The organism is Leptolyngbya sp. FACHB-671 (assembly GCF_014695745.1).
Lineage (GTDB): Bacteria > Cyanobacteriota > Cyanobacteriia > Elainellales > Elainellaceae > JAAUTN01.
Genome location: NZ_JACJOV010000129.1, coordinates 109553 through 124807 on the forward strand (window position 1 = coordinate 109553; position 15255 = coordinate 124807).

Below are 15255 nucleotides of genomic sequence, written 5' to 3' on the forward strand. Positions count from 1 at the left end.
ATTCGGAACAAATAGCATAGCGCGTTTTCTTGTTCGGTGATCACCGAACCGGAGTTTGGGCGATCGCGATCTGGATGTCACTAAACAGTCCAGCTAAGACATCAGCCTCCAAGGCAAAAGGACTTGTCCAACCCCAGGTAACTCCAATGCAGCCCGCAACATTTGCTGCACGAGCCATCTGAATATCAGCCTGGGAATCTCCCACCACTAGCGTTGCTTCCGGCTTAACCGCTAAACGACGACAGGCTTCCTGTAAGAGGGCAGGATCTGGTTTGCTATATCCTTTGTCTGACCCCATTTGAAGCTGAAAGTAGGGTTTTAGCTGATATCGATCGCTAAAATCTTTAACCCCAGGGGTGGTATCTGCCGAGAGAATGCCTAACTTTAGCCTTGCTGCCGTCAACGTTTGAAGTAGCTCCCGTCCAGCTTCAAAGAATGGCGTGTGATCAGCTTTTCGTGGCATTGAGCGGTCGGCTTCAATAAAGGCTGAGTGAGCCATGTTCAGTGCTTCAATCCAATCGCGTCCAGTTTCAGCAATGTAAGCAGCAGCGGCAATTTCACTGTCTCGGCGACTGCCAACAGCCATCATTCCAGCAGGATTGATGCGATCGCCTTCCACCCCAAAGGCCATCAGCAATGGCTCTTGCACACCGGGAATCTGAGCGTCAATGAGGCGCGATCGCCGATGCGCCAAGTTCCGCAAGAAAAGCTCGGAGTTAGCCAGCGTTCCATCTTTGTCAAAGATGACCGCCTGAATATTAGTGAACGTAGCGTCTTTACAGCGAATCGTGACCAAGCAACCTCCGACAAAAAATTTGGGGTAGCACAGATTCTCTGCACCACCCCAAATTATGCCTTGAAGCCCACTAGTTTGGCAGCTTTAGCAGCTACTCAGTCACTAAAATTGGTTCTTCCTCAGCTGACACGTCTTCATCTAAGACGATTTCTTCCTCTTCTGGCTCTTCTTCTGGCTCTTCTGACTGCGGTTGAGAGAGCTGCATCATGCGCTCACGGTACTTAGCAGCCATTTCCTCAGCTTTGTCGTAGACCAGGTCAGGGTTTTTCACCATATCACCGGGTTCTGGCTCCAATTGCTTGGTTGAGAGCGAAATCCGACCTCGCTCTGCGTCCAGGTCAATAATCATCACCTTGACTTCGTCGTTAACGTTGAAGACGCTGTGAGGCGTATCAATGTGATCGTGAGAAATCTCGGAAATGTGGAGTAGACCACTTACACCGCCAATATCGATGAATGCACCGTAAGGCTTGAGTCCACGCACGGTACCAATAACCACTTCGCCCACTTCCAAGCGGTTCATCTTACGCTCAACCAAAGCACGGCGATGGCTCAGCACCAGACGGTTACGATCTTCATCAACTTCCAAAAACTTCAGCGGCAGCTCTTCGCCCACCAGATCTTCTTTGGGTTTGCGAGTGCTGATGTGAGAACCCGGGATAAATCCTCTCAGTCCTTCAATTCGCACAAGCGCGCCGCCCCGGTTCGTTGCAAACACGTTAGAACGAACGGTCGCATCTTCTGTCTGAAGCTGACGAACCCTTTCCCAAGCTCGCATGTACTCAATGCGACGAATAGAGAGGGTAAGCTGTCCATCTTCATTTTCATCGGTCAGGATGAAAAACTCGCGAGTTTCATTGGATTGCAGCACCTCATCGGGGCTATCAATCCGGTTGATTGACATCTCTTGGATTGGAATGTAAGCAGCGGTCTTAGCACCAATGTCAATCAGAGCGCCTCTCGGCTCAAGACTAAAAACTGTCCCGGCGACGATGTCTCCAGGGCTGAAATGGTAGTCATATTTGTCGAGAAGGGCGGCAAAGTCTTCGTGAGTAAAGCCAATATCTATTTTTTCCTGATTGACCATGCTAATTGTTTCCTAGTGGTTTCTCCGTAATGGTAGTGGTCTCTTATTGATGCATACGCACTGCTCTAAATGTGCATCTGTAGCAAGCATCCTAATAGCTCTTATTGTATGAGATTTGCATCTCAGCAGCATTTGACCCTAGACGAACTATCATAACCCAATTAAATCCCTTCGATATACTCTTTTGAATGGATTTAGGGAGATTCAGTAACCAGCAATCAATCGGAGATAAAAATTTCGCTTTTCTGAACGAGCAATCCTACGGATGAAATAGGGAAGGGTGATTCTAACTCGTCTGCTTTAGGTGCTCAAACGACTAGAAGAACGATTCTCAACAAATATTAAGTGCTGGTAAATATAAGTTTCACCTGCATCAAAACGCTGCGCTTCGACCCCTACGCCTCAAGGATGGGGGACTTCCAACTCTAAGCTCACGATTGCAAGAACTTTGAAAGTTCTCAAATTTTCCAGAATAGAGCGTTTGGAAAATCTAGGAGAATTTGTGCGTACACTGCTAGAACCTATGAATGAGTCACAAAAGACTGAGGTTCTACTCTTTCTTCAAGATTTAAGTTGGAGTCTATTGTTGAGCTTTGATGATTGTCTGTGCTGGTATCGCTGGATGCTTGCAGGTGAGTTAGGGTGTCTGCAAAATCTCGGATACCGCGAAACTGACGGTACACCGATGCAAAGCGCACATAGGCAACTTCATTTAAGCTTTGTAGGTGGTGCAGTACGAGTTCACCAATTTCATTGCTAGGCACTTCGCGCAAGGCCCGCTGCTGAAGCTCTGCCTCAATTTCATCCACAATATTGTCGAGTGCAACCTGCTCAATTCCAGTTTTTTCGCAGGCGCGAACGATCCCTCGTAATAACTTAGAACGATCAAAAGATTCGCGATCGCCCCCTCGCTTAATCACGGTAATGGGAACATATTCAATGCGTTCGTAGGTCGTAAATCGGCGGTTGCACTGCAAGCACTCTCGCCGTCGTCGAACGCTTTGCCCCGACTCGGCGGAGCGAGATTCCAAAACTCGATTATCTGTAAATTGACAGAATGGACACCGCATGGAAAAACCCAAAAGGGATACGTCTATTTAAGAACAAAACCTGAGCCAAACCTTTATAGGATGGCTCAGGTTACTAACACAACTTGAGAATACACTTTCCAAGCTAAATTAAGTTGTGATCTTGGAATGTGAACATTTATCACGCTATGCTCTAATCCTTGTTAATCCGGGGTGGCTCACGGAAAGCGATCGCAAAAAACAAAACACCAATCGCACCAGCCAAAACCAGGATGTAAGCAACACTTTCCATAATTTTCGCGTTCCTATTCGCCCAGCACCTAATAGTTTACAGACAAAAGAGAGAATAAGTTAAAAGCTGTAGCCCAAACGACACAAAACTATTCTCTCTCATCTCAAATCATTCTCTTGAATCTTTAGAATGGCGAGACATTAGCTTTGCTGCTGTCCCGCCATTCTAGAAAAGATTTGATTTTAGACAGGCTCTTTCCGACGGGTTGACTTGTCACCCACTTTCTGGAAGAAGCCCCACTCGACTTGCTCCTCAGACAGATCAGGATCAACCCCAGCAAACACGTCGCGGAACAGTGTCCGAGAACCGTGCCAGATATGTCCAAAGAAGAAGAGCAGTGCAAAGACCGCGTGACCGTAGGTAAACCAACCACGAGGGCTAGTACGGAATACACCGTCAGAGTTCAGCGTTTCACGGTCAAACTCAAACGGCTCACCGAGCTGAGCTTTACGGGCATAGCGCTTCACAGTTGCCGGATCTTTGAAGGTTTGACCATCCAATTCACCACCATAGAAGCTAACCGTGACACCGGTTTGCTCAAAACTGTACTTGGATTCAGCCCGACGGAACGGAATATCCGCCCGGACAACACCATCTTTGTCAGTCAAAATCACTGGGAATGTTTCAAAGAAGTTAGGAAGACGACGCACTGTCAATAGACGGCCCTCTCCATCCCGGAATTCAGGATGTCCTAACCAACCTTGAGCAATTCCGTCGCCTTTGTCCATGGGTCCAGTACGGAACAAGCCACCCTTAGCAGGGTTGTTTCCGACATAGTCATAAAACGCCAGCTTCTCAGGAATTCCTTCCCAGGCTTCTGAGACACTTTCACCATTTGCCACACTGGCTTGTACACGGCGATCAATTTCTTGCTGATAGTAACCGCTGTCCCACTGATAGCGGGTTGGACCAAACAGCTCAACTGGGGTTGCAGCGCTGCCGTACCACATGGTACCAGCGACCACAAACGCAGCAAAGAAAACAGCAGCAATACTGCTAGAGAGAACGGTTTCAATGTTCCCCATGCGCAATGCTCTGTAAAGTCGCTCAGGTGGACGCACCGTCAGGTGGAATAAGCCTGCAATAATGCCGACTACACCAGCCGCAATGTGGTGAGCTACAATGCCACCTGGATTAAACGGATCGAAGCCCTCTGGTCCCCAAGATGGAGCGACAGGTTGCACACTGCCCGTTAAACCGTAGGGATCAGACACCCACATACCCGGTCCAAATAGACCAGTCAGGTGGAATGCACCAAACCCGAAGCAAAGTAGTCCAGACAAAAATAGGTGAATACCAAACATCTTGGGCAAGTCAAGTGCAGGTTCACCCGTGCGTGGGTCTCTAAACAGCTCCAGATCCCAGTAGACCCAGTGCCAGCAGGCAGCCAGGAACAACAGACCAGAAAGCACGATATGTGCTGCGGCAACTCCTTCAAATGACCAGAAACCCGTGTCAACTGCTGGACCACCAGTGATGCTCCAGCCACCCCAGGATTCGGTAACCCCTAGACGTGCCATAAATGGCAAAACGAACATGCCCTGTCTCCACATGGGATTCAAGACGGGATCACTGGGATCAAAAATAGCTAGCTCATATAAAGCCATCGAGCCAGCCCAGCCCGCTACCAGGGCAGTATGCATCAGATGCACAGCGATCAATCGGCCTGGATCGTTCAGGACGACTGTATGTACTCGGTACCAGGGTAGTCCCATTGACTACGCTCCTCCTATATGTTTCAACGCTTCCTTCAGCATTTTATTAAGGCATCTAATAATACTGATGAGCCTATCAGAGATAAGACTATCAGAAATTAGATACCAGCCAACCAACCAAGACTTACTGCTGTCTGCCCTTTCAGACCCAAGGCAGAACAATTTCGACAGTTTGACAATAAGCTTGTAAAAATGAAAGTGTATGTAGAAGTGTAACCAGTGTGGGGAGCTAATGCAAGCGCTATGAATACGAAGCGCAAGGAAGAGAAGCGGTATGGCTAATATTAAGTTTGTCGAAGAAGAACGGGAAGTTATTGCTGCCGACGGTGCAAACCTGAGGTTCAAAGCCCTTGAAAATGGCATTGACCTCTACACCTTCATGGGCAAGATGATGAATTGTGGTGGGTACGGGCAGTGCGGTACCTGCGTTGTTGAAATTGTAGAAGGGATGGAAAACCTATCGCCTAGAACCGAAGTGGAAAATCGCAAGCTCAAAAAAAAGCCAGAAACCTATCGGCTTGCCTGTCAGGTAGTGGTCAACGGACCAGTGAGTGTGAAGACAAAGCCATAAGTAAATAGACAAAAACTAGGGGAGTAGACTACGAGGTTGCTCCCCTAGTTTTTGTAACACTGCTTAGTGAATAGACGAAATGCAAAACTCACTGGGTGGTATTCTTGTGTCAGGTCTGTCTTTTTTGAATGAGCTTAGGGGCTGGATTCAATGCAAGTTAATGATTTAGGATTTGTTGCCGTTATTCTGTTTGTGTTGGTTCCAACAGTTTTTCTGTTGATCCTTTACATTCAAACGGCTAGCCGTGAAGGAAAAGGTTCTTAATCGATTTATCGATTGACTGACAATTTATTAGGATTTACTTTTGAATAAAGGAGCGTCGAGTTTTTACACTTGACGCTTCTTTGATTAAGAAGCATTACGATCCTATGTGTTTTTGTAAAGGGAAGCTGTTGCGCTCCCAGAAGACGCGATCGCCATATCCTTGAATTTGGCGATCGCTCTCTGCTAGTTCTAATCGCTTCTCGGCTAAGCAAGCATAATATTGGTCAAGTTCAATCCCAACAAAGCGGCGATCGAGTTTTTTAGACACCACTGAAGTTGTGCCAGAGCCAAGAAATGGATCAAGCACAACTGCTTCGGGAGGCGAGCTTGCCAGAATGATTTTTGCCAGCAGCTTTTCCGGCTTTTGAGTGGGATGATTGGTGTTTTCGGGCATTGACCAGAACGGTATTGTGATATCTGTCCACAAGTTAGATGCTGCGGTCAAACGAAAGTTACCGTTGGGGCTGCGTTCCCAGTCCTTGGGACGACCCTGAGTGTCTGTATAGGGAGCGCGTACCTGTCGCTTTAGTTGGACGGCAGCAGCATTAAAGTAATAGTTTTCAGAAACGGTGCAGAACCAGATGTCTTCGGCGCAGTTTTTCCAATTTGCCTTTGCGCCACGTCCTTTCTCACGTTCCCAGGTGATACGGTTGCGGATGATAAAGTATTGGGAAGCAACGGCATAGAGGGCGGGAGAAGATTGCCAGTCGCCGCAAAGATAAACAGAGGCAGTCGGTTTAAGCGTGCGAACCAAGCGTGAAAGCCAGCTATCAACCCAAACCTCATAATCAGCTAGCGATCGCCGCCTGACAATTTGTTGATTGAAGCGCTTGCTCAGGTTGTAGGGCGGATCGACAAATAACAAATCGACAAATTTTGTTGGCAAATAATCCAGCACTTCAAATAGATCCTGGCAAACGGTTCGATCCAGGAGAGCGGCTGGTTCAACGGGTTCACTTAGATGAATTAACTTTTGGCAGTAGTGCGATCGCTCTGTCTCACTTAATTGAAGGGTGCGGTTGCGGGGAGCAGGCGCTTTCATCTAGGGCAAGGGTTTAGGACAACAGGCGTTGCTGGAAGAATACTACCCAGACGTTTATCCAAACTCGTCAGGGCGTTCCGCGAAACGCCCTGACAAAATTCACGCCTTATAGCAACGCCCATTAATCTACACTGTTCGGGCTACTTTGTTTAGGAAACGGTTCGAACTAGCAGGACGGGACAGTTTGCATAAACCCGCACATAGTCTGAAAGGGATTGTCCCAAAAGACGATCCAAATCAGGTAACGCTTTTGCCACCGAGGGACGTCGCTCAGGCGAACCCAATACTAATAAATCAACGTTAAGCTCATCGGCGGTTTCACAAATCCGCGCTCCCGGTTTGCCGACTGGAGCCACACAGCGGTAGTTGATCCCCAGCTTTTTGGCTTCAGCGATTGCTGGAATCAACACTGGATCTTGATTTGGATCAATTTCCATTTCATCCCGCTTGACCTTCAGATCAGGATTTGTGTGAGCCAGAATCAGCTGCCCTCCTTTAATATCTCGCAGGAACGACAACGCCAATTTTAAGGACGCTTGAGCCGAAGCAGAGTTGTCCATCGCCACCATGACGCGGTTAATTTTTCTAACGTAAATGTCATCTCTGACCAGCAGCATGGGACGGGAAGCCAGTTGAAACACGTACTGGCTTACGGAATTCTCTAAAATTGATTGCAACCGCTTTAGCCCCCGTGATCCCATGATGATCAGGTCGGCATCTATTTCTTCGGCGACTCGGCAAACCACATCTTTCGGGTCGCCTTCTCGCAACATAGCAGTTGTGCGGTTTGGGTCAAGCTGAAGCGTTTGAACTGCTTTTGCTAAGGTTTTTCCGCCACTTTCCCAATTTTGGGTCATTGCATCAGCACTGGCTTGAGGCGGCACGACATGCAAGATCGTCACAGATGCTCCTTGAATAGATGGAATCTCCATCAGAGCTTTGAGCATTTCTTCAGATTGTCCTATGCCTGAGTCTGCCAGCAAAATTTTTTCTATCATCGTTGCCTCTCACTTAAAGCGTTTTGAACTAAATAACAAGCTGCTGCTACCGCTAAAACAGTAAAAATTGCTCGACAAAAAATCCAACGATTTGCAATAGTTTGATACAAATAATGTCAAACAACAAATCGCTGGGCGATCGCTCTTAATTCGCCTTTGCTCAGTCATCATAACCCTTGCTGCAGCGCTTCAATTCGTTTTCTGAAGATTGATAACAAAGGGTTAAGGTGCACTTTAACCGGTATAGGTGCACCCGTAAGTTGGGCAAGAAAGTAGTGTAGGGCTACAGACTGGATGACTTTACTTGTCCGACCTCTATGCGAATCCGATAACGCTATTTCAGCCCTGTGTAGTGCCACTGAAATAGCAAAAATCGTGTCCCATACAATGTGAGGGACACGATTTTTCACTCTCGCTGAATTTCTTACAGCCGTTTCCACTTGGATAAACCACAAATCCCTGTAGGGGTCGTTCGCGAACGACCCTACGCTATGGCTTACCCATGGGAAAATGGCTGTAAGCAAGCGCAGTTTTCTTTCTGCATTCCGTCCATGAGGAGGTAAGAGCTGAACCCTTACCCCCTGAGTTTTTGGAAACTGACTTTAGTCTTGGGTGATTCCAAGCAGATTTTTTACAGGATTACTAATAAACTTCCGCCTAAATGACTGCACAGAATTCAAAGTATTCTGTAGCCGCTTCTGAATACGCTCTTGTTTAACCACCATGTAGCGCCGCTGAAGAAATACTCGGCGATCCCAGATTGAGCCGTTACACCAGTGTTCATACGTGGTTGTGGCAGTATCGGTCAAGAACCGTCGCCAGAGCCTTGTTAAGTTCACACTAGAAGTCTCCTTAGCTCGAAGCCGCCCATTAGCAATCATCGCCTGCCGCAGCTCTACATCGTCGCGCAAGGCTTGCAAGCTGTTTAACAGTTCATCTAGGGAGTTGACTTCGAGGTAATCCAGATCTCGTTTGCGTTCTGCTTGAAATGCTGGCTCTTTTCCGAGAATGGCCGGAACTCCTGCATGCCAGGCATTACATAGCTTCAACGCAGGTTTGACACGAAGAGTTTTGAGTGGTATAAAACGTCGCACGGATATGACAGCATCAATTTCACTGTAATCATTCCATCCTTCACGACCAACGATGCGCCAGCGCAGTCCCATTGACTCTAAAGTCTCTTGAAAAGCAGGGTCACGCAGCTCTGGAGCCAAGTTTTTTATATCGCCCATGTAAGCAATGTTTTCAAAGCGATCGCCTCGCTCTGGATTACGGCGAATCAGGCTGGACTGCGCCCAGTGAGGAAAGTAATATTTATCCCACAGCGTAGGATATCTTTTCTGTACTTTATCTTTCAAATTCTGCACGATGTGCAGTTGGGCATAAGGATGCTCAATTTTGTCACCTAGAATACAAATGAACAAAGTTTTATGGTTTGGTTGCACGTGATCAGGCAACAAATCTCGATGCGTAATCACAATCCCCTCTGTGGGCAGTTCACCCACTAATGAACAGGGAAAACCGTCCGCTTTCAAAAACAGATAGGTTTGCAATGTCCAGTTGTACATACCCCATTGGTATTTCCCAGGATTCGTATTTTGCCATGCCCAATAGTCGTCAGGGTGCTCTGGAAACCCTTCTGCTGGGAAATAGCGCTGAGGAATGTAGAAGTAAATCGGTGGAATAACTTTGGGTGTAGTTAGACTACCCGCGACTGCGACCTCAGAGGAAATTAACACCATATTCGTTTGCTCCAAATGCAATAAGTTTATGAATCAAGCTATCTAGAAACGAACGCCAAGCAGAGGTACAACCAGCCGTTTTCTCGCAAATTTATGCTTTGATGCATCCGTTAATATTGTTTCTATCGAAGCTGAACGTTATTGAACCTGCCTCGCGTACTCGGGACGCACTCAACAACATTCAGGTTGAAAGAGAATTAGTACAAATCCTGGTTGAAATTGTTATTTCAATACTGAGAGAAGACACAAAACTTAATTGCCTTTAGCTCAATACAATTAAGTTGTGAAAGCAAATTTTTTTGCTTTCACAAGCTATCACTGTGTTCAGCTAAAGTAGCCGCCCACCGTAACTGTAAATCCTGAATACTTTGAAGGGGTTACTCTTACGAAACCTCCCAAAAGTATAGTTAGGTAACCTCTTATATCAATAGATCTACTTACGCAATTTCACTGAATCTTTAAAGTAGCTTGAGGGTGCTCTGAGTACTGAGTATGATTAGACCGATCGTCTAGCTTCTCTAACGCTTATAAGACAGGCACTTTGGGCTATGGCTATTGCTAACCCCGGGAAGACAAAAAATTTAACCGCTTGGCCACACACCTGGACTACTCAGTAGGTACTTTTGTGTAGAGGTCGAAAGGTCTAAGTAATGTAAGAATTAGTGTGAACATATGGCTTCTTAGAGAAGCCCTGCGTTGAGTGGAGTGATCCTTTATGCAGCCACAGCTAGAGCCAACTAGTGCAATCCATCTAAACTCGTTGCAGGCAGTGACGGAAAGCTGGTTTGAATATCCAGTCCGGGCACAGCCTCACCATACGGACTATGCCGGAACGGTCTGGCACGGTTCCTATATCGCCTGGTTAGAAGAAGCGCGAGTGGAATGTTTGCGATCGCTTGGCATCGAATTTGCCGACCTGGTCGCGCTGGGCTGCGATCTGCCCGTTGTTGATTTGTCCATCCGCTATCATCGACCGCTTCGCATGGGAATGGCGGCGATTGTCAAAGCCAGAATGACCCAGATGGAAGGTGTGCGAATCAACTGGGATTACCAAATCCATTCTCCCGATCGCCAGGAGCTTTACGTAACGGCGCAGGTCGCCCTGGTCGCAGTCGATCGAGAAAAAGGCAAAATTATGGGCCAACTACCTCCAGCAGTGAAGGATGCGCTGGCAAGGCTCATGCCACCTGAGGGGTAAGGCAACTTCTCATACCCAATCCGTCTGTGGAGTAGCGGTATCGGCAGGGGCGAAGCATTCGGTCTCAATCCCTGTCACTGAGACACAATTCTTTTGCCGAATGCTTCGCCCGTACACCAAATAGGGCTTCTTTATGAAATGGATTCCGTATCAGAAACGAAGTTTGGGAAATAAAGGGTTGTGGTTGCCCATTGCCACCCTTGAAAAGGAACGACGGGTGTAACAACCGTTGAGGAAGTGCTACGAGTCTTATCGCGCAGTATGGTGAATTACAAAACGCCAGTGACAAATTCGAAAGCACTAGATGACCTTGCTGAGCGATTAGGGAGTGTCATTAGTGATTAATTACTGGTTATCCCTGAAGGAGTTGCACGATCTGTCGCAATAAGTCTAAAGGGGTGATGCCGAAGATAAAGTAGAGCGCTAGGAGTAGCAAAAAGAGAGTAATTCCAATGCTAATCACTGCTTTTGTAATGCGCAGAAACAAGCCGAAGACGGCAAAGGCGACAACCAGCAGCAGAATCAAAACCAGTATTTCTCCAATGCCCACCGTGCTTACCTCATTCAATTTACCCTCACTACTCTACCTGGTTACCTGACACAACTCCCAGAACCGTTACCACACGTAGGTTGGGTGAAGCAAAGCGGAACCCAACAGAAGCATTAAGCGTAGGATGAACTTTATCCATCCTACGCTTAATGCTAGGTCTAATACTGCGGTGTTGGGTTGCCCGGTGCTCCACCCAACCTACTGCATGGAGATGTTTTTGAATGTGAAATCAAAGGTTTTGCATTCAAAAACATTTCTCCATTTGGCAATTTACTCTACTCCTTCAATTGGAGCGAAGCCCTGACGCTGGATGTTTTCGGTGACGGCACGGGGTTCGAGGAATTGCAGCAGGTAGTCTGGCCCGCCTGCCTTGGAGCCGACGCCGGAGAGCTTGAAACCGCCAAAGGGTTGACGAGCCACGATCGCCCCGGTAATTCCCCGGTTAATGTACAGGTTGCCAACTTCAAACTCATCTTGGGCCCGCTCAATGTGAGAGGGGGTGCGAGAGTAAAGTCCGCCCGTTAGTGCATAAAGAGTGCCGTTGGCGATCGCTATTGCCTGATCAAAATTCTTCGCCTTCAGGACTGCCAACACTGGACCAAAAATTTCCTCCTGGGCGATTTTGGCATCGGGTGAAACGTTGGTGAAGATAACCGGCCCAACAAAGTAGCCGTTTTCAGGGGCAGGTACTTCTAGCGCTACTGTTGCTTCGGATTTACCTTTTTCAATGTAGGCTTTGATCCGATTTTGGGCGGCTGCGTCGATTACGGGTCCCACCTGAGTGCTGGGCAGTTCTGCGGCTCCTACGTTGAGCGATCGCGCCGCTTCCACGACCCGATTCACGAACGTCTCATAAATCGGCTCCAGTACAATCACCCGTGAGCAAGCCGAACACTTTTGACCGCTATAGCCAAAGGCAGATTGCACCACCCCTTGAACTGCCTGATCTAAATCGGCGCTTTCATCCACGATGATGGCGTTTTTGCCGCCCATTTCTGCCACGACTCGCTTCAGGTGCCTTTGTCCAGGCTGTACGATCGCTGCTTCTGCATAGATTCGGCAGCCCACTTCTTGAGAACCCGTAAACGTGATCATGTGAACGTCTGGATGCTTCACCATATGAGCACCCACGCTAGAGCCTTTTCCTGGCACAAATTGGAAAACGCCTTTGGGAATTCCCGCTTCTACCAGAAGTTCTGCCATCTTTGCAGCAATTACAGAAGAGGTCTCTGCAGGCTTCAGCAGTGTACAGTTTCCTGCCACCAGCGACGCAACGGTCATGCCCGTGGGAATTGCTAGTGGGAAATTCCAGGGAGAAATGATCAGCGAGATCCCTCTCGGCTCATAGCGATAGCGGTTTGTTTCTCCTGGCAGGTCGTAGCTATAGCCTTGGCTCAGTCGCTCTATTTCGTCGGCGTAGTAGCGGCAGAAGTCGATCGCCTCTGAGACTTCACCGTCTGCTTCCTTCAAAGCTTTGCCCGTTTCAAGCACCATCCACGCCGATAGTTCTGCCCGTCGCTGCTCCATTAGATCGGCAGCTTTTCGTAAGATGTTTGCTCGTTCTGTTGCGGGCATTTTTCTCCAGGCAGGAAAGGCTGCTTTAGCGGCGGCGATCGCTTGATCTGCCTGCTCCACACTCAACAACCCGACCTGACCAATTACCTCCGACGGGTTGGAGGGATTCACCGAATTCACCGTTTCCTGGGTCGATTGATATTCGCCATTGACCAGCGGCAGGTAAGTTTTGCCTAACTGCTGACGCACGGTTTGCAGGGCTTTTTGGGCGCGATCGCGTTCCGAGAGAATGGCGTAGTCAGTGTCGGAGGCGTTGGGGAAGAGGGGGTTAGGGGCTAGGTGGGAGTTGGGGACTAGGGATTGAGTGGAGTGTCCGTTGCCGTTTGCCAATTCCCGATTATCCTCTTCAAATTGAGGAGGAGATAGCAATTCCTCAACGGGACGCTCTTCCAGATTTTGCTTGAGGAAGGAACTGTTGGCGGTGTTTTCTAGCAGTCGGCGAATCAGGTAAGCCATGCCGGGAATAAGTTCACCATAGGGGCAGTAGACCCGGACGCGGTAGCCCATATCTGCGATCGCTTTTGCCAACTTATCCCCCATTCCATATAGCACCTGCAATTCAAAGCGGCGACGGGGAATGTTCAGCGTTTCAGCGATGGCGATCGCGAGTGCTTGCGATCGGACGTTGTGGCTACCGATCGCGGCGTAGAGATACTCGTGGTTTTCGAGCAGACGGGTCGTCATGCGCTCGAAGTTGGCATCCGTTGAGGTTTTATCGGCATAAACAGGCTGCGGCCAATCTTTTTGCGCGGCTTTGATTGTTTCCTGGTCCCAATAGGCTCCTTTCACAAGACGCACAGTGAGTGGAGTGCCACGCTGTTTTGCCCAATCAATTACGCCCTGCAAATCCTCATAGCTGTCGCGTAGGTAAGCCTGAAGTGTTACGCCAACATCCGTGCGGCTGCGGAATTCGTCCTCTAATAAGATCTTCTTCAGAATGTCCAGCGTCAAATCTTTGTAAGCGTACTGCTCCATGTCAAAGTGAACGGCAGCACCGAGTTCCTTGGCGCGGCGAAGTAGGAGACGAATGCGATCGCTCACCCGTTCTTCACTGCCTTCCGCATCCAGCGGATCAAACTGGGAATAGAATGCAGTCAGCTTCACCGATACCTGCACCTTGGGCAGCGCTTCCCCGTCTGCCTGATCGATCGCGTCTACCGTTGACCAGCGTTTGGCTGCATCGGTAAGCTGTTCCATCAATTCCAAATAGCGATCGAGGTAGGACTGTGCTTCAGCCTCGGTAATCACCGCCTCGCCCAGCAGATCGACCGTAAACGCCATCTTGTCTTTGCGAAGCTGCTCGATTGTTTTGATCACCTGCCTGATATTTTCCCCGGCAATGTATTTGTGTGCCAGGGTTTCTACTGCTGTTGAAACGGTCGAAGCGGCGACCTGTCCTGGCATTGAGTCGGGGTTGGCAAAGTTGAGCATTCCCTTGAGTGCCCCTGGCAGTTCGACCGTCGGGTCGCTCAGGTATTCCTGCATGTGGCGGGCGATCTCAGGCTTGCTGCGGAGCGCAGGTAGGCAGTCAATAAAGCGAAAAAGCTGAACCCGCAAGCCCGGATTATTCATCGTCCAGGACAGCATCTTGTCATCCCAGCGCATCTGGTCGCGCATCTGAGCCAGGAAAGACCGATTTTCCCGCGTTGCAGAGAGTAGTTTGCGGGCGATCGCCTGAGTTTTGGTTTCGTAGGTACTCTCAGATACTTGTAGAACCACAGTTAATAAATCCCTAAAAGTAACTTTTGCTCAGCCAACGGTGCATCAAGCTCTCATTTCCATTTCAGCGCAATTACTCGGTTACGCAACTTGCACCATTAGCCGATTGAATCATCTACTTCTATTGTCGGGTTTACTGCCTGATTCATGTCTTAAACTTTGTTGTGAAATCTTGATGGAGGAGGGGTGTGTGGGGTGCCAGGTGCCGGGTAGGTTGGTGGAAAGGGTTTGGATTAGAAGCGGAATGGAAGCGGAATGTTTTGGCGATTGCCCCATCCATAACTTGAGATATTTTGGTGTCGCAGTTTTAAGTGAGTCTCCATGCTGGAACTTCTGCATCCTGATGATCTTCTCAGTCCGCTTTGCCATCTCCGTACACTGCAAGTCAAGGTTATTTATGTAGGAGCTACTGACTCTTCCCGTCCCGTTTCAATCTTTCTACACTTCTATAGGCAAATTCTTAAAGTAGAAAAACTTACTGCATTGGGACTTCTTTCAGGAATAAATTCCTATTCTTCAGGATATTAATCTACTTTTCGGTCAATTAGAGATCGTGATGCTTCAGTAATAATTTCTTTAGGAAATGAAGAGATATTTAAGAATTAAGTCTGTTTTAGTTGAGGCTATTCAATGGAGAGCAATTCGTCCTGTTAGTGGTACTGTTGATTGGTCTTTTTT

Annotated in this window: 13 protein-coding genes; 3 read left to right on the top strand and 10 right to left on the bottom strand. The window is 48.2% G+C overall.

All coding sequences use genetic code 11. The features are described 5' to 3' along the window. Positions 1 to 40: 40 nt before the first annotated feature. From H6F93_RS19260 to psbB, 5 genes are all read right to left on the bottom strand, one after another. The gene (locus tag H6F93_RS19260) at positions 41 to 796 is read right to left on the bottom strand and encodes an HAD family hydrolase (RefSeq protein WP_190684042.1); all 756 of its coding nucleotides are present in this window, start codon (positions 794 to 796) and stop codon (positions 41 to 43) included. 91 nt (positions 797 to 887) lie between these two features. Beyond that, positions 888 to 1883: a 30S ribosomal protein S1 gene (locus tag H6F93_RS19265; RefSeq protein ID WP_190644448.1), complete on the bottom strand. Its 996-nt coding sequence runs from the start codon at positions 1881 to 1883 to the stop codon at positions 888 to 890. A gap of 521 nt (positions 1884 to 2404) precedes the next feature. Then, entirely contained in the window at positions 2405 to 2953 is a 549-nt protein-coding gene (gene nrdR / locus H6F93_RS19270) for a transcriptional regulator NrdR (protein ID WP_190684045.1), read from the bottom strand. A gap of 151 nt (positions 2954 to 3104) precedes the next feature. Next, complete coding sequence (locus H6F93_RS19275) at positions 3105 to 3203, bottom strand: photosystem II reaction center protein T (protein ID WP_190644446.1); 99 nt, start codon at positions 3201 to 3203, stop codon at positions 3105 to 3107. Between the two features lie 182 nt (positions 3204 to 3385). Next, on the bottom strand, positions 3386 to 4918 hold the full coding sequence (psbB, locus tag H6F93_RS19280) for a photosystem II chlorophyll-binding protein CP47 (protein WP_190684048.1): 1533 nt from the start codon (positions 4916 to 4918) through the stop codon (positions 3386 to 3388). A 274-nt stretch (positions 4919 to 5192) separates the two neighbouring features. Here psbB and H6F93_RS19285 point away from each other — a divergent pair, with 274 nt between their 5' ends. Further along, positions 5193 to 5489 carry a 2Fe-2S iron-sulfur cluster-binding protein gene (locus H6F93_RS19285; protein WP_190644444.1) on the top strand — a complete coding sequence of 99 codons (297 nt, stop codon included), beginning with the start codon at positions 5193 to 5195 and terminating at the stop codon, positions 5487 to 5489. A gap of 150 nt (positions 5490 to 5639) precedes the next feature. Further along, complete coding sequence (psbM, locus tag H6F93_RS19290; RefSeq protein ID WP_190644443.1) at positions 5640 to 5753, top strand: photosystem II reaction center protein PsbM; 114 nt, start codon at positions 5640 to 5642, stop codon at positions 5751 to 5753. Between the two features lie 94 nt (positions 5754 to 5847). On the opposite strand, the gene H6F93_RS19295 is transcribed toward psbM, so the two are convergent. The 3 genes from H6F93_RS19295 to H6F93_RS19305 all read right to left on the bottom strand — a co-directional run bounded on the left by H6F93_RS19295 (position 5848) and on the right by H6F93_RS19305 (position 9535). Next, a complete protein-coding gene (locus H6F93_RS19295) occupies positions 5848 to 6795 on the bottom strand; it encodes a DNA-methyltransferase (RefSeq protein WP_190684051.1) in 948 nt (315 codons plus the stop codon). Between the two features lie 149 nt (positions 6796 to 6944). Next, positions 6945 to 7793 carry a universal stress protein gene (locus H6F93_RS19300; protein WP_190684054.1) on the bottom strand — a complete coding sequence of 283 codons (849 nt, stop codon included), beginning with the start codon at positions 7791 to 7793 and terminating at the stop codon, positions 6945 to 6947. 602 nt (positions 7794 to 8395) lie between these two features. Further along, on the bottom strand, positions 8396 to 9535 hold the full coding sequence (locus H6F93_RS19305) for a hypothetical protein (RefSeq protein WP_190684056.1): 1140 nt from the start codon (positions 9533 to 9535) through the stop codon (positions 8396 to 8398). Between the two features lie 715 nt (positions 9536 to 10250). Here H6F93_RS19305 and H6F93_RS19310 point away from each other — a divergent pair. After that, positions 10251 to 10733, top strand: a complete 483-nt coding sequence (locus tag H6F93_RS19310; protein WP_190684059.1) for an acyl-CoA thioesterase — start codon at positions 10251 to 10253, stop codon at positions 10731 to 10733. A gap of 352 nt (positions 10734 to 11085) precedes the next feature. On the opposite strand, the gene H6F93_RS19315 is transcribed toward H6F93_RS19310, so the two are convergent. After that, positions 11086 to 11283, bottom strand: coding sequence for a hypothetical protein (locus tag H6F93_RS19315; RefSeq protein WP_190684062.1), 198 nt, complete (start codon positions 11281 to 11283; stop codon positions 11086 to 11088). Positions 11284 to 11553: 270 nt separating this feature from the next. Further along, on the bottom strand, positions 11554 to 14577 hold the full coding sequence (pruA, locus tag H6F93_RS19320) for an L-glutamate gamma-semialdehyde dehydrogenase (protein ID WP_190684065.1): 3024 nt from the start codon (positions 14575 to 14577) through the stop codon (positions 11554 to 11556). Positions 14578 to 15255 lie beyond the last annotated feature (678 nt).